The following is a 21,607-nucleotide window of genomic DNA, read 5'->3' as shown; positions in this document are numbered from 1 at the left end:
AGGGTGAAATGGGGTTCTGGTGTCCGAGAATGTGAAGCTGATCGACCGCACTTCGGCCATCAACTGGAACCGGGTGCAAGACGACAAGGATGCCGAAGTCTGGGACCGCCTGACCGGCAATTTCTGGCTCCCGGAGAAGGTTCCGGTCTCCAACGACCTGCCGTCCTGGGGGACCCTGACCGATCACGAGAAGCAGCTCACGATGCGGGTGTTCACCGGATTGACGTTGCTGGACACCATCCAAGGCACGGTCGGGGCGGTCAGCCTGATTCCCGACTCGCTGACCCCGCACGAGCAGGCGGTCTACACCAACATCGCGTTCATGGAGTCGGTGCACGCCAAGAGCTACAGCCAGATCTTCTCCACGCTGTGCTCCACCAGTGAGATCGACGACGCGTTCCGCTGGTCGGAGGAGAACCCCAACCTGCAGCGCAAAGCCGAAATCGTCATGCAGTACTACCGGGGCGACGAGCCGCTCAAGCGGAAGGTGGCCTCCACTCTGCTGGAGAGCTTCCTGTTCTACTCCGGCTTCTACCTGCCGATGTACTGGTCGAGCCGGGCCAAGCTGACCAACACCGCCGACATGATCCGGCTGATCATCCGCGACGAGGCGGTGCACGGCTACTACATCGGCTACAAGTATCAGCGTGGCCTGGCCCTCGTCGACGAGGCCAAGCGGGCTGAGCTCAAGGAGTACACCTACGACCTGCTCTATGAGCTCTACGAGAACGAGGTCGAGTACACCCAGGATCTGTACGACGATGTCGGTCTGACCGAAGACGTGAAGAAGTTCCTGCGCTATAACGCCAACAAGGCGTTGATGAACCTCGGTTACGAGGCGCTGTTCCCGCGCGAAGAGACCGACGTGAACCCGGCGATCCTCTCGGCGCTGTCGCCCAACGCCGACGAGAACCACGACTTCTTCTCCGGTTCCGGATCGTCGTACGTGATCGGTAAGGCCGTCGTCACCGAAGACGAGGACTGGGAGTTCTGAAGCCTCGGGGTCCGTCGATATGACGGCCTCGATTCCTCAGCCCGCCGATGCCACGGCGGGTGCCAGGTAGTCATGCGGCCACAGTGGCGCCGGCACGTCGATGCCGAACGCCGTGCCCCAGCGGTTTCGTGATGAAACCTCTTGGACGGGACGCCGATTGGCGGCGACCCCCCACTTTCCGCGTGGATAGCCGAGGGCGAGCATGGCCGACATCGTCCAGCCTTCGGCGACGGGCACGCCCAACAGCTCGTTGACCCGGTCTTCGAAGTTGCGTAACACCATCGTCATCACGCCGCCGACTCCTTCGGCGCGAGCGGCCAACAATATGCTCCAGATCGCCGGGAAGATGTTCGCGCCGCCGAGGTCGTCGATGGCGAAGACGAACAGCAGTAGCGGAACTTCCTCGAAGTGGTCGGCCAGATAATCACCGGACCCCTTCATGCGGCGCATCGTCTCGGCGTGCTGAGTCAGATTCGCGCCGGGAGCGGCAGCCGCCATCGGCCCCGCACCGGTCGCGAACTTCTCGTATTCGACGGCGCGCCCCTGCCGAAACAGCTGGGCCAGTTCACGCTTGAGATCGGGTTCGTCGACGACCAGGAAGTGCCAGCGTTGGGTGTTGCCGCCGTTGGGGGCGCGGACGGCCGCATCGAGGATCCGGGCCTGGGTGTCCAGCGGAATCGGATCGGGCCTCAGCCGCCGCATCATCCTGGTGGTGTACAGCGCTTCGTGGATCTCCATGTTGCCTGCTCCTCTCCGCTATTCGGGCCATGGGCTGTTGAGGACGGCGTCGACGAGGTTGCCGCGCTGGAATGCCGGGTCGAAATACGCCAGCACGTCGTCATTCATCGTCCCGAAAGTGCTCTCCGGGCGGTGCTTCATACCGTTGTTGAAGGCCGCCAGAATGCGGTTCTTGAAGTCCGGCCGCGGATGGGCGGCCACCACCGCGGCAATGTCGGCAGCGGACAGATCCGCGTGGCCCACACCGACCACATCGGTCTTGACACCCGCTGCGAGCAAAGCGGTTTCGGCGCCAAGCCGCGCCGTGATCTCGGGCGTCGTGTGTAGAGCGATGCCGAGCCAGACGTTGTCGGCATCGGCCTGCGCTACGCCGTGGTCGACCAGGAACTCAAATGCGGCATCGGCACCGTCGATCTCGAAGCGCTGGGTGGAGTGCCGGTAGCGCGGTGTCAGGCCGATGTCGTGAAACAGCGCCGCCACATAGAGCAGCTCCAAGTCCGGTTGCAGTCCCGAGCGCCGACCGTGCAGTGCGCCGAACAAGAACACTCGTCGGGAGTGATGGAAAAGGACGTCATCTTCGGCGCTGCGGACGAACTCGGTTGCCTCGCGGGCGAGCTGCGAGTCGGGTACGACGATGTCGGCGATGTCTTGCTGCGTTGCCATGGCCAGTCTCCTCGGTGGTCGTTCTGACCAGCTTGCGCGCGCTGCCTTTCCGTGACACGTGGAGAACGGGCCGTAGATGCCACAGATCGCGACAGGGGCGTGGGGGCCACAGGGCCGGCATTTTGAACGAATGGCGACCCGTCAGCGCCTTGGAGTGCTTGCATGAATTCGTGATGAGCGCTGATGAGCCCGGTGGCGGCGCCGGTCCGGGCGTGCAGTTGGCCCTGGCCACCTGGGTCTCGGTCGTCTGCTTCTGGGCGTGGACCTTGATCGGCCCGCTCTCGACGCGCTATGCCAGTCAGTTGTCACTCAGCTCCAACCAGCAGGCACTGCTGGTGGCCACGCCGATCCTGGTCGGAGCGCTGGGCCGGATCGCCACCGGAGTGATGACCGACCGCTTCGGCGGCCGCAGAATGTTCATCGGGGTCTCGCTGGCCTCGCTTGTGCCCGTGTTGGCGGTCGGATACGCGGCGAAGATCGGTTCCTACCCGCTGATGCTGGTGGCTGGCTTCTTTCTCGGGGTGGCCGGCACCGTGTTCGCGATTGGAATCCCGTTCGCCAACAACTGGTTTGCCCCGCAGCGCCGCGGATTCGCCACCGGGGTGTTCGGGATGGGCATGGTCGGAACCGCGGTCTCGGCGTACTTCACGCCCCGATTCGTGAACTGGTTCGGGTTGTTCACCACCCATCTCATCGTTGCGGCGGCCCTGGCGATTTCGGCGCTGCTGTGTGTGGTGTTGATGCGCAACGGCCCGCGCTTTGTGCCCAACACCGCCTCGGTGCTGCCCAAGCTCAAGGCGGCAGCACGGTTGCGGGTGACGTGGGAGATGTCGTTGCTGTACGGGCTGGTCTTCGGCGGCTTCGTGGCCTTCTGCAGCTACCTGCCCATCTACATCAAGACGGTCTACGACTTCTCCGCGGTCGGCGCGGGGGAGCGCACCGCGGTGTTCGCCCTGGCGGCAGTGCTGGCCCGACTACTCGGGGGAACGCTGGCCGACCACATCGCGCCCAAGTACGTCGTCTTGGCCTCGCTGGCCGGAATCGCGGTGCAGACCCTGATCTCGGTGTTCAAGCCGCCGGCCGACATCTGGTCGGGCCTGACGTTTCTGCCTCTTGCGGTTGCGCTCGGCATCGGCACCGGTGGGGTGTTCGCCTGGGTGTCCCACCGTGCTCCGGCCGGTGCGGTCGGCTCGGTCACCGGAATCGTGGCCGCGGTCGGCGGGTTGGGCGGCTATTTCCCGCCGCTGGTGATGGGCGCGACCTACGATCCGGCGCGCAACAGCTATGCGACGGGACTGCTGCTGCTGGTGGCGACCGCGGTGCTGCTGTTCGGCTACACCACGGTATTTCTGCGTGCGCGAGAACCGATCACTACACAATGACCGTCGAGTTTAGGGAGACAAGATGACGACAAACGCCGAACCCACTAAGCGGTCTCGGGCGTGGGTCACCGGAGCCGTGATCACCGCCGTGCTGGGGCTGTTCTTCGCATTCGATGCCATCCCGAAGATCCTGGGTGTGGAGTTCGCCCGCGAGGGCACCGAAGCGCTTGGCTTCTCACCGGACAAGACCGCGGTGATCGGCTGGGTCCTGTTGGTGTGCCTGGCCGTTTTCCTGATTCCCCGCACCGCCGTGCTGGGCGCACTGGGCCTGACCGCCTACCTGGGCGGGGCGGTGACCATCAACCTGCATGCCGACAAACCACTGGCAGGGTTTGTCCTGTCGGGGGTCTACGTCGGCGTGCTGGTGTGGATCAGCCTCATCTTGCGTCGACCGGAGCTGCTGCGCGTGTTGGGGCTTCGACGCGACTGAGCGGTTCAGTGCGGCGGCGGTAGTTGATCGAGCAGCTCGTCGAGGAATCCGCCCGCCTCGCGTCCGGCTGCCTCGACGTCGGCCGCGGCGATCGCCTCCACCAGGCCCCGGTGCCGGATCTGGTCGGCCTGTACCGGCTTCGCACTCGTGGTGGCCACGCTGGCCATGAGTACCTCGGTGAGTCCGCAGTACAGCTCGGTCAGCACCGCATTGTGTGAGCAGCGGACCACCGCGAGATGGAAATCGGTGTCGGCGCGAACAAACTCTTCGCGTCGGCCCTCCTGCTGGTAGCCGTCGCGGCGATCCAACAGTGCGCGCAGCTCGGCAAGGTCCTCATCGGTGCGGGCGACCGCCGCCAGGCGTGCGCCCTCCACCTCCAGGCAACGTCGGACCTGTAGCACGTCGCGCAGCTCAGAACCGCACAGCCGGCGCACTGCGCCGGACACTTCGCTGGTGGCGCGCACGTAGGTCCCGTCGCCCTGGCGGACTTCCAGGATGCCGCTGTGGGCCAGCGCCCGGACCGCCTCACGGACCGTGTTGCGGCCGACGCCGAGGGCCTCGGCGAGCTCTGGCTCGGTGGGAATCCGGGTATCGACCGGCCATTCTCCGCAGGTCACTGAGGTGCGAATCTGCTCGATCACCTGATCTACCAAGCCGGTGCGGCGGGTGGTGACCAACGGCACACCATCCTCCCTTCATCCAATCATAGGATGTATGCGATCCTACTTCAGGTGTCCTGCACTGCCCGCAACGAAACGCCCGGCCAATACGAGCGCGATCTCGAACTGGAACTCGAGGGCGCGGCCGAACTCCCACCGGCGGCAATGGCCGCCGGGGGTGCCCTGCTGACCGTCGCGGTGGTCTTGACCGCACTGAACCTGCGCCCGGCGATCACCAGCGTGGGTCCGCTGCTGCCGGAGATGCGTGCAGCGCTGGGCGTCTCGGACACCTGGGCCGGTGTCCTGACCACCTTGCCCGGACTGTGCTTCGCCGCGGCCGGGCTCGGCGCGCCGTGGTTGTCGCGACGGATCGGGCTGGGACGCACGGTGGCGGCGGCACTGCTGATACTCGTTGCGGGACTGCTGATCCGGGTCTGCAACGGGCCCATAGTGGTGCTCGGTGGAACGCTGGTGGCGACTGCCGGAATCGCCTTGATCAATGTGCTGATCCCGGTGATCATCCGGGGATCCTTCCCGGCGCAGGTCGGGCTGATGACCGGGGTCTACACCGCCGCGCTGCAGGGGGGAGGGGCCTTGGGCTCGGCGGTCACCCCGGTACTCGACACCGCACTGGGCGGTTGGCGCGGCGCCCTGGGCGCCTGGAGCGCGCTGGCGCTGCTGGCATTGGCGGCCTGGGTGATGGGGGCCCGCGGACTCGACCGGCCAGGCGCCGCCACGCCCGAGACTACGAGCACACGCCGGTCGCTGGTGGGCAGCAGACTGGCCTGGACCGTCACGCTGTTCTTCGGCACCCAGTCGTTTCTGGCCTACGTGGTGCTGGGCTGGCTGCCCGAGGTGCTCATCGACAACGGCACGAGCGAGACGCAGGCGGGCCTGCTGCTCGGCTTCATCTCGCTGATCGCGGTGCCGATCAGCCTGATCATTTCGCCGCTGGCCGCGCGGCGCGACAGCCAAAGCGGATGGATCGTCGGTTTGGGCGTGCTCGGCATGGCCGGGGTGCTCGGCCTGTTGATCGCACCCGCGGCCGCACCGCTGCTGTGGAGTGTGCTGGTGGGCCTGGGAATGAGCGTGTTCTCGTTGGCGCTCACCGTGATTGCGCTGCGCGCCCGTGACGCGCAGGAGACGGCGAGTCTGTCGGGAATGGCGCAGGGCTTCGGCTACCTGCTCGCCGGCGTCGGCCCGTTCCTGTTCGGCCTGTTGCACCAGGTCAGCGGCGGCTGGACCGTGCCGTGGCTGATGATTCTGGCGGTCTACCTGGTGCAGACGCTGACGGGCGCATTGGCGGGGCGCAACCGCTACGTCTGAGGCCTCTGGTCATTTCGCCGAACGTGCACTGAGACCGGCGATTTCGCGATTTTTCGGTCTGAGTGCACGCTCGGCGATCGAACGCTCGGTGCTAGGGCTGCCGCAACGACTCGGTGTCGATGACGAAGCGGTAGCGCACGTCCGAGGCCAGCACCCGCTCGTAGGCGGTGTTGATGTAGTCCGGCTCGATGACCTCGATCTCGGGGCGCACGCCGTGCTCCGCGCAGAAGTTCAACATCTCCTGGGTCTCGGCGATCCCGCCGATCAGCGAGCCCGTCACACTGCGCCGCATCCTGACCAGCGGACTCGGCGGCACCGTCAGGGCATGCTCGGGCATGCCCAACTCGACCAGTGTGCCGTCGAGGGTGAGCAGGTTCAGGTACGCGCCCAGGTCCAGGCTGGCCGAGACGGTGTTCAAGATGACGTCGAATTTGCCGCGCAGATCCTTGAACGTCGCTCGGTCACTGGTTGCGTAGTAGTGCTCGGCCCCCAATCGCAGGCCGTCCTCCATCTTCTTCAGCGACTGCGACAGCACCGTCACCTCGGCACCCATCGCGGCCCCGAGCTTGACGGCCATGTGTCCCAGCCCGCCGAGGCCAACGACCGCAATCCGCTTGCCGGGACCGACATTCCAGTGCCGCAGCGGCGAATAGGTGGTCACCCCGGCGCACAGCAGGGGAGCGGCGGCATCCAGGGGGATCTCGTCGGGGATGCTCAACACGTAGTTCTCGTCGACGACGATCGCGCCGCTGTAGCCGCCCTGCGTGGGCTGGCCGTCGCGGCCGACGCCGGCATAGGTACCGATCATGCCGCCGCCGGTGCAGTACTGCTCAAGGCCGGCCTGGCAATTGGTGCACTCGCGGCAGGAGTCGACGAAGCAACCCACGCCGACCCGGTCGCCGACCTTGAACTTCGTCACCTCGGACCCGACGGCCGTCACCACACCGGCGATCTCGTGGCCGGGCACCAGGGGGTATTGCGGAGTGCCCCACTCGGCCCTGACCGTGTGGATGTCGGAATGGCAGATGCCGGCGAAATGAATGTCGAACGCCACGTCGTGCGGGCCGGGGTCCCGCCGGGTGATGGTGGTCGGGCTCAGCGGGTCGGTTGCCGACGTGGCGGCATAGGCGGAGACGGTGCTCATAAACGGAAATTCCTCTTCAGATATGCATCGACACGTAAAAAGATAGCCTAGCAAAGTTATTTGCTGCCAAGCCTGCCCGCGGGCGTGAGATCGATCACCGCCGACGCGGAGTGGGGGCGCCTGCTCAGTTGATGGGTGCGTTCACCCAGCGCAGGTCTTCGGCCACGCCGCGTGCCGCGATCGGCCCCTGCCCGGTCTGCCACACCTCGTTGTTGACCACGAAAACCCGGCTGTCACGGTTGGCTCCCAGCCGCCGCCAGGCGACGCTGTCGAACACTGTGGCCGCCCGCGCCTTCACCGCCGGCGACGAGAAGGACACGTAGATGATGTCGCCGTCGGCGGCCGAGAAATCGGCCCGGCCTTCCAGATCGGCATCGTTAGCTGGGATCTCGATGAAGGGCCGATCGGTGAACCGCTGCAACGGGGGGCGGTCGACCCCCACGGCCCGGAGCACGCTGGCGGCGAAACCGGAGGCCCCGTAGACGCGCACGCTGTCATCGGTGAGCTGCACCACCGACACCTGGAAGTGGGTCGCGTCGCTGACCTCGCGGGTCTCCGTTGCGTATTCGCTGAACCGCTCGAGCACCTCGTCGGCGGCGCCGCTGCGTGCGGTTGCCGCGCCGACGCCGCGCACGTTGTCCTCCCATGCCGCACCCGGCGCTTCGGTGAACACCGTGGGGGCGATCGCCGCCAGCTCCGCGTAGCGGGGTGTCAGACCCTGTGCACCCAGGATCAGATCGGGATGCAGCTCGGCGATGGCAGCGGTGTCGGGGTTGCTGCGTGAGCCCACTGCGGCGACGCCGTGCACCACCGCGCCCAGGTAGGACGGTTGTTTGTCGGCACCGTCGGGCAACGCGGCCCCGACCACGCGGGACTGCAGACCCAGGGCGCACAGTGTGTCGAGCTGGTCGCCGGAGAGCACCACGATGCGCTCGGCCTGTTCGGGGACTTCGACGCTCGCAGGCTCCATGTCCGCGGCGTTGTGGACCCAGCGCAGGGAGGGGCCGGGGTCCGGATGTGCCGGCTCCGGGGCGCAGGACTCGTCGGGACGACGGTCATTGCCGAGTACGCCGGCCCCGGCGACCATGGTCGTCGGGGTCGAGGTCGGGGCGGCTTCGCCGGCATCGCCCCCGCATCCGGCTGTCGTGAGCAAGGTCACGGCAAGCGCTACTGAACACGCCGTCCGCCGGTCCACCCTGGTCACGCCGTGACGTTAACACCCACCGCGGAGCGTCCCTCGAGGAGACGAATACGACGGTTTGTAGGAGGCCTATACCGACGGGACGACGCTCGGGGTTAGGATTCGACCAAGTTTCCCGGGATGCCCATGTTTGGAGGAATCTTGACCGCCGAAGCACCCCCACGCGCAGAACTCGAGGCCAGTCGGCCCTTCCCTGCGTTGATGGGCCCCAAGGGCAGCCTGATCTACAAGCTGATCACCACCACCGATCACAAGCTGATCGGCATCATGTACTGCGTCGCCTGCATGGCCTTCTTCTTCATCGGTGGCCTGCTCGCGCTGTTGATGCGTACTGAGCTGGCGGTGCCGGGCCTGCAGTTCCTGTCCAACGAGCAGTTCAACCAGCTGTTCACCATGCACGGCACGGTGATGCTGCTCTTCTACGCCACCCCGATCGTGTTCGGGTTCTCCAACCTGGTGCTGCCGCTGCAGATCGGCGCCCCGGACGTGGCCTTCCCGCGCCTGAACGCCTTCTCCTTCTGGCTGTTCCTGTTCGGCGCGACCATCGCCCTGGCCGGCTTCATCACCCCCGGCGGTGCTGCTGACTTCGGCTGGACCGCCTACACCCCGCTGAGCGACGCGGTGCACTCCCCGGGTGCCGGCGCCGACCTGTGGATCGTGGGCCTGGCCGTCGGTGGTCTGGGCACCATCCTCGGTGCGGTGAACATGATCACCACGGTGGCCTGCATGCGTGCCCCCGGCATGACCATGTTCCGGATGCCGATCTTCACCTGGAACATCCTGGTCACCTCGATCCTGGTGCTGATCGTGTTCCCGTTGCTGACCGCGGCGCTGTTCGGCTTGGCTGTTGACCGCCACCTGGGCGGGCACGTCTACGACTCCGCCAACGGCGGGGTGCTGCTGTGGCAGCACTTGTTCTGGTTCTTCGGCCACCCCGAGGTGTACATCATCGCGCTGCCGTTCTTCGGCATCGTCAGCGAAGTGTTCCCGGTCTTCTCCCGCAAGCCGATCTTCGGCTACGTCACCCTGGTGTACGCGACGTTGAGCATCGCCGGGTTGTCGACGGCGGTGTGGGCGCACCACATGTTCGCCACCGGTGCGGTGCTGCTGCCGTTCTTCTCACTGCTGACCCTGATGATCGCCATCCCGACCGGCCTGAAGTTCTTCAACTGGATCGGCACGTTGTGGCGGGGTCAGCTGACCTTCGAGACCCCCATGCTGTTCGGGCTCGGCTTCATGGTCACGTTCCTGGCCGGTGGCCTGACCGGCGTGATGCTGGCCAGCCCGCCGCTGGACTTCCACGTCAGCGACAGCTACTTCCTGATCGCGCACTTCCACTACGTGCTGTTCGGCACCATCGTGTTCGCGACGTTCTCCGGGATCTACTTCTGGTTCCCGAAGATGACCGGCCGGCTGCTCGACGAACGGCTCGGGAAGCTGCACTTCTGGTTGACCTTCATCGGGTTCCACACCACCTTCCTGATCCAGCACTGGCTGGGCAACATGGGTATGCCGCGTCGTTACGCCGACTACCTGCCCACCGACGGCTTCACCACGTTCAACATCGTGTCGACCGTCGGGGCCTTCATCCTGGGCTCGTCGATGATCGCCTTCACCTGGAACGTCTTCAAGAGCTGGCGTTACGGCGAGGTCGTGACCGTCGACGACCCGTGGGGCTACGGCAACTCGCTGGAGTGGGCCACCAGCTGCCCGCCGCCGCGGCACAACTTCACCGAGCTGCCGCGGATCCGTTCGGAGCGTCCGGCTTTCGAGCTGCACTACCCGCACATGGTCGACCGGCTGCGGGCTGAGGCGCACGTCGGCCGTCACCCCGGTGACGAGCTGTACGAACCCGCAAACGCTTGATGAGCCCGCTGGGGGAGAGGCGGCGCCCGGTCGATCCGGGCGCCCGCCACGGGTGAGCACGCTCAAGGTGCCGGTGCTGATCACCGTCACCGGTGTCGATCAGCCCGGCGTGACGTCGGCCCTCTTCGAGGTGCTCTCGCGCCACCAGGTGGAGTTGCTCAACGTCGAACAGGTCGTGGTTCGCGGTCGCCTCACGTTGGGCGTGCTGGTGTCGGTAGAGCCGCAGGTGGCCGACGGCGCAGAGTTCGCCGACGAGATCACCGCGGCGATCCGCGGCGTGGGACTTGACGTCACGATCGAGCGCAGTGACGACGCGCCGATCATCGCGGCTCCCTCCACCCACCGGATCGTGGTGTTGGGCCGCCCGGTGGCCGCCACGGCGTTAGGAGCACTGGCGCACGAGATCGCCCAGATCGACGCCAACATCGACATGATCCGCGGCGTGTCCGACTACCCGGTGACCGGACTGGAACTGCGGATCTCGGTGCCGGAGGGCGCCGCCGGCCGGCTGCAGTCCGCGCTGAGCAAAGTCGCCGCGGAGCAGCAGGTCGATGTGGCGTTCCAAGACGCCAGCCTGTCGCGGCGGACCAAGCGCCTGATCGTGTTCGACGTCGACTCCACCCTGATTCAGGGCGAGGTCATCGAGATGCTCGCCGATCGCGCCGGGGCGGGGGACGCGGTCGCCGCGATCACCGAGGCCGCGATGCGCGGCGAACTCGACTTCGCCGAGTCGCTGCATCACCGGGTGTCCACCCTCGCCGGTCTGCCTGCCAGTGTCGTCGACGAAGTGGCCGAACAGATCGAGCTGACTCCCGGCGCCCGCACCACGGTGCGCACGCTGCGCCGTCTCGGTTTCAAATGCGGGGTGGTCTCTGGCGGCTTCCGGCAGGTGATCGAGCCGCTGGCGGCCGAGCTGCAGCTGGACTTCGTGGCGGCCAACGAGCTGGAGATCGTCGACGGCAAGCTCACCGGTCGGGTGATCGGGCCGGTGGTGGACCGGGCCGGCAAGGCCGACTCGTTGCGGGAGTTCGCCGCCCAGGCGGGCGTGCCGCTGGAGCAGACCGTGGCGGTCGGAGACGGCGCCAATGACATCGACATGCTGTCCACGGCGGGCCTGGGTGTGGCGTTCAACGCCAAACCGGCATTGCGGGAGGTGGCCGACGCGTCGCTGAGCTACCCCTATCTGGACACGGTGCTGTTCCTGCTGGGCGTCACCCGTGCCGAGATCGAGGCCGCCGACGCCCACGACGGCGTACTGCGCCGGGTCGAGATCCCACCGGCCTAGCGGCGATCGCAAGCGCGGCGGAGCCGGGCGCTGCGGGTCGCCGCCATCGGCCTAACGCGCTACAGCAACGCCCCGATCAACGCCAACGGCAGGAGCCCGGCGGTGGCGGCGAGCGGTATCCCGATGGCGTCGAGGAGATCGCCCTCGGCGATCTCGGACATGAAGACGTTGTAGCTGTACTCGGGCAGTGTGAACATCAAGGCACTGAGCATGTCCAGCGGCGGGTAGCCCGTATGCGGCGGGAACGAGCCGAAGAGGTCGTCCCACGTGGTGGGCACCGTGACTCCGGCAGAGGACTCCCCGCCGACCATGACGTCGCCCAGGCTCGCCAACTGTTCGGCCCACTCCGGCAGCGAGTAGACGTAGTTGTCCGGATCCATCAAGGTGTTGAAGGCGTCCGTGAGGCCCTTCTGTGCTCCGTCAAGGAGGGCTTGCGGAACCTGCTGCAGGACACTGAAGTCGGGCAGGAATTCGATGCTGGTGGGGGTGTCGGCGAATTCCGGGCTCCAGCCGTGCTCGATGTTGCCGTACCCCAGGTTCACCAGCACCCGCAGGACCGGATCCAGCAGATCGACCAGCGGATTGCCGATGTAGGGCAGCAGCTGCAGCGGAGCCAGCAGCGGCAACGTGGCCGAGGGGATCATGTAGTAGTCGGTCAGGAGATCAGGGCTCGACGTCGGAAGGAGCACCGCGTTTGCGATGTCCTCGGGACTGAGCCCCAGATAGGTCGTGTGCGAGAAGATGATTCCCATCACGGCGTTGATCGTGGACAACAGGTTGATCGGATACTGCGGGAAATTGGCGAACCCGTCGTACTCGGTGGTGTAGACGGTGGTGGGGAACAGGTTGGCGGGCGCTGCGCCACTGAATGTCATTCCGAGGCTGGTCAGTACCGGATACGTACCTGTCGGAAGGTCGAAGCGAGACAGCATTCCGCCGTTGGGAAGGCTCTCGTTGCCGAGCAGAACGAAATGTACGTAGTCGCTGGGCACGCCTTGGTCGGCGAGTTGTTCCATCAGCAGCGACGAGATCACCGAGCTCTGCGACCACCCGAACACCACGACGGGGTCGTCGGCGTCGACCTGACCGCCGGCGATCTGGTCGAGGATCGCTGCCTGAAGGATCTGGATGCCCTCATCCACCGAGCTGTCGAAAGTTTCGGTGAACGCGCCCAGAAACGGATACAGCGCCTCGGGCGTGGTCAGGATCTGGGTGGTACCGGTGAAGCCGAGGGGCGCCAGGTAGAGCTCGTTGACCAGATCCGCATAGCCGGGGCCGGGCGTAGACATACCGCTGCCGCCCATGATCAGCGCGGTCCCGCCGCCCAGCGGCGCGCCGGCGCCGGTCAGCTGGATCGCCTGGACCGCGGCGTCGGCAGGGGAGGGGCAGGCAACGAGGCCGGCGCTGACCAGCGCGACCGCAAGAGTGCTGGGAATCCACGACATCGAAGCCCCTCTCTGAGGTGACGCCTAAAAAACAATGTGTGCTGGCCGTGGCAGACACTACAACAATGCAACCGTGCACCGGAGGTCGCCAGATTGTCCGGAAAAGTGCCGTGGGGACCGGCACCCGGTCGGTCGCCGCGCAGCCGGGATACGGCACGATAGGGCGGTGCCCGATATCGAACGTTCCGCTCCCACAACGGGGGCCGATCAGGATCTGCTGATCCAATTCGAGGGCATCTCGCTGTGCCGTGACGGGCGCTGCCTGGTGGGCCCGCTGGACTGGTCAGTCGAACTCGACGAACGCTGGGTGATCATCGGGCCCAACGGTGCGGGCAAGACCTCTCTGCTGCGTATCGCCGCTGCCACCGAGCACCCGTCCTCGGGTGTGGCCTACGTGCTGGGCGAACAATTGGGCCGGGTCGACACCACGGAGCTGCGGGCGCGGGTCGGGCTGAGTTCCGCCTCGCTTGCGCAGCGGATTCCGGATAGGGAAACGGTCAGTGACCTGGTCGTCTCGGCCGGCTACGCCGTGCTGGGACGGTGGCGGGAACGCTACGACACGGTCGACCACGAGCGGGCTGTCGACCTGTTGGAGAGCCTGGGTGCCGAGCACCTGGCCGACCGCACCTACGGCACCCTGAGCGAAGGCGAACGCAAGCGGGTGCTGATCGCGCGCGCCCTGATGACCGACCCCGAGCTGCTACTGCTCGATGAGCCGGCAGCCGGCCTGGACCTGGGCGGGCGCGAGGAGTTGGTGGCGCGCCTGGGGGATCTGGCCGCCGACCCCGACGCACCGGCGATCGTGCTGGTCACCCACCACGTCGAGGAGATCCCGGTCGGTTTCAGTCACTGTCTGCTGCTGTCCGAGGGCCGCGCAGTGGCATCGGGCCTGCTCGAAGACGTTCTCACGGCCGAGAATCTGTCGGCCGCCTTCGGCCAGTCGATCTCCTTGGATGTCATCGACGGGCGCTACTTCGCGCGCCGGACTCGTAGTCGTGCAGCCCACCGGAGGCTCTCGTGAGTGAATCCCAGCCCCCACCGTTGCCGGCACGCCCGGCGGCGACGGTGATGTTGGTACGCGAGGACGCCGGCGGCGGGCAGGGCCTCGACGTCTTTCTGATGCGCCGCCACGCTGCGATGGAGTTCGCCGCGGGAGTGATGGTGTTTCCCGGCGGTGGCGTCGATGACCGTGACCGGAGCACCGAAATCTCCTGGCACGGGCCGGACCCGACGTGGTGGGCGCAGCGTTTCGGAGTGGACGTCGAGTTGGCCGCCGCCCTGGTGTGCGCGGCCGCGCGCGAGACCTTCGAGGAATCCGGGGTGCTGTTCGCCGGGCCGGCCGATGACCCGGACCGGGTTGTCTCCGATGCGTCGGTGTACGCCGAGGCCCGGCGAGCGCTGAACGCCGGTGAGCTGTCCTTTGCCGACTTCATGCGAACCGAGAAGCTGGTGCTGCACGCCGAGCTGCTGCGCCCGTGGGCGAACTGGGTGACTCCAGAAGCCGAGCGCACCCGCCGATACGACACCTACTTCTTCGTGGGTGCCCTGCCGGTCGGGCAGCGGGCGGACGGTGAGAACACCGAATCCGACCGCGCCGGCTGGTTCACGCCGGAAGCCGCGATCGAAGAGTTCGCGGCCGGGAACAGCTTCCTGCTGCCGCCGACCTGGACGCAGCTGGATTCGCTCGTCGGTCGCAGCATCGAGGCCGTGATGGCGGTGGAGCGTCAGATCGTGGTGGTGCAGCCGGACCTGGCGCGCCGCGGCGACAATTGGGAGATCGAATTCTTCAATTCCGAGCGCTATAACGCCGCGCGCGGGAAGCGGTGGGTCGGATGAGCGAATTCGTATCGGTGCACACCTCAGCGGAGGAGCCCGGTGTGGCCACCCTGGTGATCTCGCGGTCGCCGACCAATGCCATGACCCGGCAGGTCTACCGGGAGATCGCCGCGGCTGCCGGCGAGGTCTCGGCACGCGACGACGTCGCCGCTGTGGTGCTCTACGGGGGCCACGAGATCTTCTGCGCCGGTGACGACGTGCCCGAACTGCGCACGCTTATCGCGGCTGAGGCGCAGGTGTTCGCCCGGGTGCGCCACGATGCCGTGCAGGCGGTGGCGGCGATTGCCAAACCGACGGTGGCGGCGATCACCGGCTACGCCCTGGGCAGTGGTCTGGCGCTGGCGCTGGCCGCGGATTGGCGAATCAGCGGCGACAACGTCAAGTTCGGGGCGACCGAGATTCTGGCCGGCCTGGTTCCCGACGGTGGCGGGCTGGCTCGCCTGGCCCGAACCATCGGTGCCAGCCGTGCCAAGGAGTTGGCGTACAGCGGCCGCTTCTTCGATGCCGAAGAGGCGCTGGCCCTGGGGTTGGTCGATGACATGGTCGCTCCCGACGGCGTCTACGACGCCGCGGTCAGCTGGGCCCGCCGCTTCATCGCCACCCCGGCGCAGGCACTGGCCGCGGCCAAGGCCTCGATCGACTCCATCGAGACGCAGCCTGCGGCCGGCCGCGCCGTTGCCGACCAACGCCGCTACGGCGAGTTGTTCGCCGCGGGAATCCGGCCCGCCGGGGACGGGATTTAGCCGCCCACGCCGACACGGTTTTGGGGCGGTGACGGTTTCTTTTCACGTTTTTATCAGCTAACGTCCAGTCAGCGGCGAAGGCCGCCTCGATCCCGGCGTTAGGAACCACCATGCAGTCACCTGCCCTCCGTCCCTGGACCACCGCGGCCGTCGCACTGCTGGGCGCGGGCGTCGTTGCGGCCGGCCCGGTCGGGGTTCCGCAGGCCGGAGCGGTTGCGATCGACTTCGCATTGGCCGCCCAGGACATCACCCTGGACCTGGTGCGCCACGGCCAGTCGGTGGACAATGCCGAGGGCATCCTGGGCACCCTTCCGCCGGGGGCTGATCTCACCGAACTCGGGGAGCAGCAGGCCGCCTACCTCGCCGATCCCGCCAACCCGCTGCATCTTGCCGACCCCACCTCCTATGCCGGGATCTACGCCTCGGAGTTCCTGCGCTCGCAGGAGACGGCCGCCGGGTGGCTGACCGCGGCCGAGGCGCCGGAGACGCCGGTGACGATCCTGGCCGGGCTCAACGAGATCAACGCCGGATGGCTCGAAGGCAAGGACCTCAACCTCCTCACCGAGATCGGCTACGCCCTACCGACATTCATGTGGGCCCTGGGCCAGTACTGGGTGCCCATGCTGGGATCCACGATCGACCCCAACGGGGTGGCGTTCAACGACCGCGTCACCGAGGCCATCGACACCATCTACAACAACACCATCGGTGTCGAGGAGGGCTCGCTGAACGACGTGGCGTTCGCCCACGCCGGAACGATCGCGATCTGGACGCTGATGAACGTCCGGAACCCCGACTTCGGGCTGGTGCTCAGCGAACTGCTCGACACGCACACCCCACTGGCCAACACCGGCCAGGTCATCATCGAAGGCAACCCCACCGACGGCTGGACCCTGGTCAGCTGGGGTGGTCACGAGGTGTCGGCGACGCCGGATCTGTTGACCGGGCTCTTCGTCGACTGGCGGGACCTGAACGTCGCACCGCAGATCGCCACGTGGCACATCCTGGAGGCGCTGCAGGGTGGGGACGAGGCCGAGATCCTGGCTGCGGTGCAGACCGGGTTCGACCAGGTGGTCGGGGCGATCGCGGCGTTCCCGCAGGCCGTGATCGACACCATCACCGACGCGCTGAGCGGCTAGCGCGTCGGGCCGGGGGGCCGGCGAATTAAGCATTGACATAGGTAAATCGACGGGATACTTTCAGCAAAGCATTGCGATACGCGTCGGAGCGTAATGAAAGCGATGGGCCTGCCGAAGGAGAACGTCATGCACCACACCCGCCCGTGGATCACCACCGGGATCGCTCTTGTCGGCGCCGGCCTGGTGGCTGTCGCCCCCGGGGCCCCGAGCGCAGCGCCGCTGCCCGTGCGGCCCGACATCACGCTGACCGCCGTCGACATGGTGCTCGATCTAATCCGTCACGGGCAGTCGACGGAAAACGTGACGGAGTACATCGGGACGACGCCGCCGGGTGCCGCACTCACCGAACTCGGCGAGCAGCAGGCAATCACTGTCGGCGAGCAGCTGTACAACGGCGGCGACAACGACATCACGCGGGTGTACGCCTCGGACTTCCTGCGGGCCCAGCAGACGGCGTGGCCGCTGATCCAGCTGCTGGCGGGCAACGAGGATTACGACCAGATCCCGGCGGGCCCGACCCCGCTGCTCGACCCGAGTCAGATCCTGTCCGGGCTCGGCGAGATCAATGCCGGGTGGATGGAAGGGCAGGACGGCACCATCCCCGGCCTCTTCTATCTCCTGCCCACCATCGCGTGGATGACCGGGGCCTACTGGGTGCCGATGCTGGGCTCGGACATCAATCCCAATGGAATGGCGTTCCAGGACAACTACAGTGGCGCCATTCAGGCGATCTACGACGCCGACACCGCCGACCCCGACAGCACCGGGAACAACGTCGCGTTCTCGCACGGCGCGGCGATCATGACGTGGACGATGATGAACGTCAAGAACCCCGATTGGGGGCTGTTCTTAGAGACGCTGGTCGGCGACCGCGGGCTGCCCAACACCGCACAGGTCGTGGTCGAGGGCAACCCGACCGACGGCTGGACGCTGGTCAGCTGGAACGGAACGGAGGTCGCCGAGAACCCGGACCTGCTCACCGGGCTGTTCGTCGACTTCCGTGACCTGATCACCGCGCCGCAGATGGCCGGCTGGCACATCTGGGAAGCCCTCTTGAGCGGCGACCCCGGCGATGTTCTCGCGGCACTGCAGACCGGCGTCAACGACGTGTTCTCGGCGCTCGTCGAGTTCCCGCAGGCGGTGATCGACACCTTCACCGGCGCGTTCAGCGATGCCGCAGACAGCGGCTCCGCTGATGCGTGGGCCGATCTGCTGGGGGCCCTGGCGATCTGAGTCCCGGCCGGGACGAAGTCCGGACCCGGGGCGGTGCGCCCGGGCTTCGGACTCCCTGAGCGTCAGCCGACGCTTCGCTGAAGGTGAGGTATTGCCCACCTCGTCGCGCCATAGATAGGATGTGACATCAGACACACCGCGTCCTATCTGGGGGGATGGACATGAAGCGAGTCGTCAGCTCTACGTGGGTATTCACCGGGATTGCACTGGCTGGTCTGGGGGGCGTCACCGCCACGCCGGTGGGGGCGGCACCGCCGCCTGCGCGTGCCTTCGACATCGCGCTGACTGCCGAAAACATCACGCTGGATCTGGTGCGGCACGGACAATCGACGGACGATCTGAACGACATCCTTGGCACGCTGCCACCCGGTGCTCACCTCACGGAGCTGGGCGAGCAGCAGGCGCAGGAAGTGGCCGCCGCCATCCAGCAGGCGTTCCCCGGAGGTATCGCCGGCCTCTATGCCTCGGAACTCATCCGGACCCAGGAGACCATAGCGGCGCTGGCCCAGCTGCCCGGAATGCCGGCTGTGCAGGTCTTGGCGGACCTCAACGAGATCCCCGCCGGGTTGTTCGAAGAACAACCCCGCAACCTGCTCACCCAGGCGTCCTACTTCCTGCCGATGGCGTCGTGGATCCTGGGCAACCTGTTGGTCTCCGAGCCCGGCACCAATTACAACGGGGTGGTATTCGACGAACAGGTCGAGCGGGCCATCCAGACGATGTACGACAACACCATCGCCGCGGACGGCACGACCGCGGTGGCGTCCTCCAGCGGAGGAGTCATTGCCATCTGGACACTGATGAACGTCAAGAACCCCGATATCTGGCCGATCATCCAGACGGTGATCGAAAACGGCGGTCCGCCCCCCAACGGCGGTCAGGCCATCCTCGAAGGCAACCCCATCGACGGCTGGACGCTGGTCAGCTGGGACGGCATACCGGTCTCGCCGACCCCGGACCTGTTCACCGGGTTGTTCGTCGACTTCCGCGACCTGATCACCGCGCCGCAGATCGCCGCCTGGCACGTTTGGGAGGCCATCCAGGGGGGCGAATCCGCAGACATCTTCGCTGCGCTGCAGACCGGCTTCACCGACGTCCTCGCCGCGTTCGCCGCGTTCCCCCAGGCCGTGATCGACACCATCACCGGTTCCCTGGGGGACAGCGCCGCCTCAGCCGCCGATGTCGTCGCAGACGGTTTGGTGGGAGCAATCTGAGCCACAGCGGCGTCAACGGTGAGGAGTCTGCGCCCGGCTTCGTCGTGCGGATATCACCGATTAGGCTGACCTACCATGACCAGTACGGACCCGACGCCGAACCCGCACGCCACCGCCGAGCAGGTGGAGGCCGCCCGGCACGACAGCAAGCTCGCCCAGGTGCTCTACCACGACTGGGAAGCCGAGCAGTACGACGAGAAGTGGTCGATCTCCTACGACGAACGCTGTATCGACTACGCCCGGGGCCGCTTCGATGCGATCGTGCCGGCCTCGGAGCGGCAAAGCGCGGACGGGCCGCTCTATGACCGGGCACTGGAACTGGGCTGCGGCACGGGATTCTTTCTGCTCAACCTGATGCAGTCCGGGGTGGCGCGGCGCGGCTCGGTCACCGACCTGTCGCCCGGCATGGTCAAGGTCGCCACTCGCAACGGCCAGGCCCTCGGCCTGGACGTCGATGGGCGGGTCGCCGACGCCGAGGGCATCCCGTACGAGGACAACACCTTCGACCTGGTGGTCGGCCATGCGGTCCTGCACCACATTCCCGATGTGGAACTGTCCCTGCGCGAGGTGGTCCGGGTGCTCAAGCCCGGTGGCCGGTTCGTCTTCGCCGGTGAGCCCACCACCGTCGGCAACTTCTACGCCCGCCGGCTGGCCGACCTGACCTGGAAGACCACCGTCGCCGCGATGAAGCTGCCCGGCATGGGCTCGTGGCGCCGGCCGCAGGAAGAGCTCGACGAGAACTCCCGGGCCGCCGCCCTCGAATGGATCGTGGACCTGCACACCTTCGAGCCGAGCGACCTGGAGCGGATGGCCACCAACGCCGGCGCGGTCGACGTGCGCACCGCCAGCGAAGAGTTCACCGCCGCCATGCTGGGCTGGCCGGTCCGCACCTTCGAGTCGACGGTCCCGCCGGGCAAGCTCGGCTGGGGCTGGGCACGGTTCGCCTTCCGCAGCTGGACCGCTTTGAGCTGGGTAGACGCCAACATCTGGCGCCGGGTAGTGCCCAAGGGCTGGTTCTACAACCTGATGATCACCGGGGTTAAGCCGTCCTGAAAGCCGGCTTCAGATTTGAAGTCGACGATGTCGGCTATCTGAGCTCCCCGGCCGGGAGCACCGCCCTGGCCGAGGTCGGCGGATTCGCACTCACCGACGCCACCCGGATCGCCGACGTCGCCGCCCTTCGGGGTCGCTTCGGCGCCCGGACACCGGCGTTGGTCGAGACCGTCCTGCTGCGCCGGCGGGCCGCTGCAAAACTGGCCGAGCTGCCCGAGACGTCGCGGTGGCTGTTCACCGACGAGGCCCTGCAGCAGGCCAGCGCGGCGCCGGTGGCACGGCACCGGGCCCACCGGATCGCAGCCGCGGCCCCGGGTGCCGTGGTACACGACGTGACCTGCTCGATCGGCACCGAGCTGGCAGCGTTCCTGGCAGCCGGCCTGCCGGCGGATCGGATCCTGGGCAGCGACCTGGACCCGGTCCGGCTGGCGATGGCGCGCCACAACGTGGCCGGCGTTGTCGTCGCCCGCGCCGATGCGCTGGCGCCGGTCAGTCGCGGCACCGTGGTCCTGGCCGACCCCGGCCGGCGCGGCGGCGGGCGGCGTCAGTTCGATCCGGCCGACTATCAGCCGGCTCTGGACCGGTTGCTGGATGTCTACGACGACCGTGACATGGCGGTGAAGGTTGCTCCCGGAATCGACTTCGAGAAGCTCGGGGCACTCGGCTTTGCCGGCGAGATCGAAGTCACCTCGTGGCGTGCCTCAGTGCGAGAGGCCTGTCTGTGGTCGCCGGGGCTGACCGAATCCGGGGTGCGCCGCCGGGCGGTGATCCTCGACCGCGACGAGCAGATCACCGACGCCGACCCGTCGGACTGCGATGTGCGTCCGGCGGGGCGCTGGCTGATCGACCCCGACGGCGCGGTGGTGCGGGCCGGCCTGGTCCGCCAGTACGGCGCCCGGCACGGGCTGTGGCAGCTCGACCCCGACATCGCCTATCTGTCCGGCGACGAGTTGCCGCCGGGAGTCCGCGGCTTCGAGGTGCTCGAAACCCTGGCCTACAGCGAAAAGCGCCTCCGTCAGGCATTGGCGGCCCGCGACTGCGGTGCCCTGGAAATTCTGGTGCGGGGCGTACGCGATGTGCAGGCCGATCCGGACGGTCTGCGGCGCCGGCTGCGGTTGCGGGGGACACAGGCCCTGTCGGTGGTGATCACCCGCCTCGGGACCGGGGCAGCAGCCCGCGCGATTGCCTTCATCTGCCGTCCGTCGCGTTGAGGCTCCCGGTAGGCTGGCGGCTTAGGGGCCATTCCTGCTTGCTGC

At 67.1% G+C, this 21,607-nt stretch carries 20 protein-coding genes; 14 read left to right on the top strand and 6 right to left on the bottom strand.

Annotated elements, in window-relative coordinates; all coding sequences use genetic code 11:
• Positions 1–19: 19 nt before the first annotated feature.
• Positions 20–994, top strand: a complete 975-nt coding sequence (nrdF, locus tag AWC18_RS11205; protein WP_109470487.1) for a class 1b ribonucleoside-diphosphate reductase subunit beta — start codon at positions 20–22, stop codon at positions 992–994.
• A 36-nt stretch (positions 995–1,030) separates the two neighbouring features.
• Here the strand turns inward: nrdF and AWC18_RS11200 are convergent, their stop codons facing one another.
• On the bottom strand, positions 1,031–1,732 hold the full coding sequence (locus AWC18_RS11200) for a nitroreductase family protein (RefSeq protein WP_085138762.1): 702 nt from the start codon (positions 1,730–1,732) through the stop codon (positions 1,031–1,033).
• A gap of 18 nt (positions 1,733–1,750) precedes the next feature.
• Complete coding sequence (locus AWC18_RS11195; RefSeq protein WP_085138761.1) at positions 1,751–2,395, bottom strand: HD domain-containing protein; 645 nt, start codon at positions 2,393–2,395, stop codon at positions 1,751–1,753.
• A gap of 173 nt (positions 2,396–2,568) precedes the next feature.
• Here AWC18_RS11195 and AWC18_RS11190 point away from each other — a divergent pair, with 173 nt between their 5' ends.
• Positions 2,569–3,777: an MFS transporter gene (locus tag AWC18_RS11190; protein WP_085138833.1), complete on the top strand. Its 1,209-nt coding sequence runs from the start codon at positions 2,569–2,571 to the stop codon at positions 3,775–3,777.
• A 22-nt stretch (positions 3,778–3,799) separates the two neighbouring features.
• Positions 3,800–4,207 carry a DoxX family protein gene (locus AWC18_RS11185; protein ID WP_085138760.1) on the top strand — a complete coding sequence of 136 codons (408 nt, stop codon included), beginning with the start codon at positions 3,800–3,802 and terminating at the stop codon, positions 4,205–4,207.
• Positions 4,208–4,212: 5 nt separating this feature from the next.
• On the opposite strand, the gene AWC18_RS11180 is transcribed toward AWC18_RS11185, so the two are convergent.
• On the bottom strand, positions 4,213–4,890 hold the full coding sequence (locus tag AWC18_RS11180; protein ID WP_085138759.1) for a FadR/GntR family transcriptional regulator: 678 nt from the start codon (positions 4,888–4,890) through the stop codon (positions 4,213–4,215).
• A gap of 141 nt (positions 4,891–5,031) precedes the next feature.
• Between AWC18_RS11180 and AWC18_RS11175 the strand changes: the two genes are divergently transcribed.
• Positions 5,032–6,192 carry a CynX/NimT family MFS transporter gene (locus AWC18_RS11175; RefSeq protein WP_165757997.1) on the top strand — a complete coding sequence of 387 codons (1,161 nt, stop codon included), beginning with the start codon at positions 5,032–5,034 and terminating at the stop codon, positions 6,190–6,192.
• A gap of 91 nt (positions 6,193–6,283) precedes the next feature.
• Here the strand turns inward: AWC18_RS11175 and AWC18_RS11170 are convergent, their stop codons facing one another.
• A complete protein-coding gene (locus AWC18_RS11170) occupies positions 6,284–7,336 on the bottom strand; it encodes an NAD(P)-dependent alcohol dehydrogenase (RefSeq protein WP_085138757.1) in 1,053 nt (350 codons plus the stop codon).
• A gap of 124 nt (positions 7,337–7,460) precedes the next feature.
• Positions 7,461–8,540: an iron-siderophore ABC transporter substrate-binding protein gene (locus AWC18_RS11165; protein WP_420093327.1), complete on the bottom strand. Its 1,080-nt coding sequence runs from the start codon at positions 8,538–8,540 to the stop codon at positions 7,461–7,463.
• 138 nt (positions 8,541–8,678) lie between these two features.
• Here AWC18_RS11165 and ctaD point away from each other — a divergent pair, with 138 nt between their 5' ends.
• Together ctaD and serB are read left to right on the top strand one after the other, a co-directional pair.
• Positions 8,679–10,403: an aa3-type cytochrome oxidase subunit I gene (gene ctaD, locus AWC18_RS11160; RefSeq protein ID WP_064999801.1), complete on the top strand. Its 1,725-nt coding sequence runs from the start codon at positions 8,679–8,681 to the stop codon at positions 10,401–10,403.
• Between the two features lie 52 nt (positions 10,404–10,455).
• Positions 10,456–11,688, top strand: coding sequence for a phosphoserine phosphatase SerB (gene serB / locus AWC18_RS11155; RefSeq protein WP_064999740.1), 1,233 nt, complete (start codon positions 10,456–10,458; stop codon positions 11,686–11,688).
• Between the two features lie 59 nt (positions 11,689–11,747).
• Here serB and AWC18_RS11150 read toward each other — a convergent pair whose 3' ends face one another.
• The gene (locus AWC18_RS11150; RefSeq protein ID WP_085138756.1) at positions 11,748–13,133 is read right to left on the bottom strand and encodes a PE-PPE domain-containing protein; all 1,386 of its coding nucleotides are present in this window, start codon (positions 13,131–13,133) and stop codon (positions 11,748–11,750) included.
• Positions 13,134–13,281: 148 nt separating this feature from the next.
• Here AWC18_RS11150 and AWC18_RS11145 point away from each other — a divergent pair, with 148 nt between their 5' ends.
• The 8 genes from AWC18_RS11145 to AWC18_RS11110 all read left to right on the top strand — a co-directional run bounded on the left by AWC18_RS11145 (position 13,282) and on the right by AWC18_RS11110 (position 21,562).
• Positions 13,282–14,154, top strand: a complete 873-nt coding sequence (locus AWC18_RS11145) for an ABC transporter ATP-binding protein (RefSeq protein ID WP_420093330.1) — start codon at positions 13,282–13,284, stop codon at positions 14,152–14,154.
• A gap of 47 nt (positions 14,155–14,201) precedes the next feature.
• Positions 14,202–14,969 carry an NUDIX hydrolase gene (locus tag AWC18_RS11140; RefSeq protein WP_234806504.1) on the top strand — a complete coding sequence of 256 codons (768 nt, stop codon included), beginning with the start codon at positions 14,202–14,204 and terminating at the stop codon, positions 14,967–14,969.
• Positions 14,966–15,712 (top strand): enoyl-CoA hydratase, encoded by a 747-nt coding sequence (locus tag AWC18_RS11135; RefSeq protein ID WP_085138831.1) that lies wholly within the window; start codon positions 14,966–14,968, stop codon positions 15,710–15,712. The genes AWC18_RS11140 and AWC18_RS11135 overlap by 4 nt, the downstream gene beginning before the upstream one ends.
• 110 nt (positions 15,713–15,822) lie before the next feature.
• Positions 15,823–16,851 (top strand): histidine phosphatase family protein, encoded by a 1,029-nt coding sequence (locus AWC18_RS11130; protein ID WP_085138753.1) that lies wholly within the window; start codon positions 15,823–15,825, stop codon positions 16,849–16,851.
• A 126-nt stretch (positions 16,852–16,977) separates the two neighbouring features.
• Complete coding sequence (locus tag AWC18_RS11125; protein WP_085138830.1) at positions 16,978–18,084, top strand: histidine phosphatase family protein; 1,107 nt, start codon at positions 16,978–16,980, stop codon at positions 18,082–18,084.
• 161 nt (positions 18,085–18,245) lie between these two features.
• Positions 18,246–19,298, top strand: a complete 1,053-nt coding sequence (locus AWC18_RS11120; protein ID WP_337333727.1) for a histidine phosphatase family protein — start codon at positions 18,246–18,248, stop codon at positions 19,296–19,298.
• A 75-nt stretch (positions 19,299–19,373) separates the two neighbouring features.
• Positions 19,374–20,351 (top strand): class I SAM-dependent methyltransferase, encoded by a 978-nt coding sequence (locus tag AWC18_RS11115; protein WP_064999745.1) that lies wholly within the window; start codon positions 19,374–19,376, stop codon positions 20,349–20,351.
• Positions 20,348–21,562, top strand: a complete 1,215-nt coding sequence (locus AWC18_RS11110; protein WP_085138751.1) for a THUMP-like domain-containing protein — start codon at positions 20,348–20,350, stop codon at positions 21,560–21,562. Before AWC18_RS11115 ends, AWC18_RS11110 begins: the two co-directional genes overlap by 4 nt.
• The last annotated feature ends 45 nt before the right edge of the window (positions 21,563–21,607 follow it).

Origin of the sequence: Mycolicibacter nonchromogenicus, from assembly GCF_002101775.1 — a bacterium.
GTDB classification, from domain to species: Bacteria; Actinomycetota; Actinomycetes; order Mycobacteriales; family Mycobacteriaceae; genus Mycobacterium; species Mycobacterium nonchromogenicum.
The sequence above is the reverse complement of the archived record's forward strand: the minus strand, read 5'-3'. Positions and strand labels throughout refer to the sequence as shown.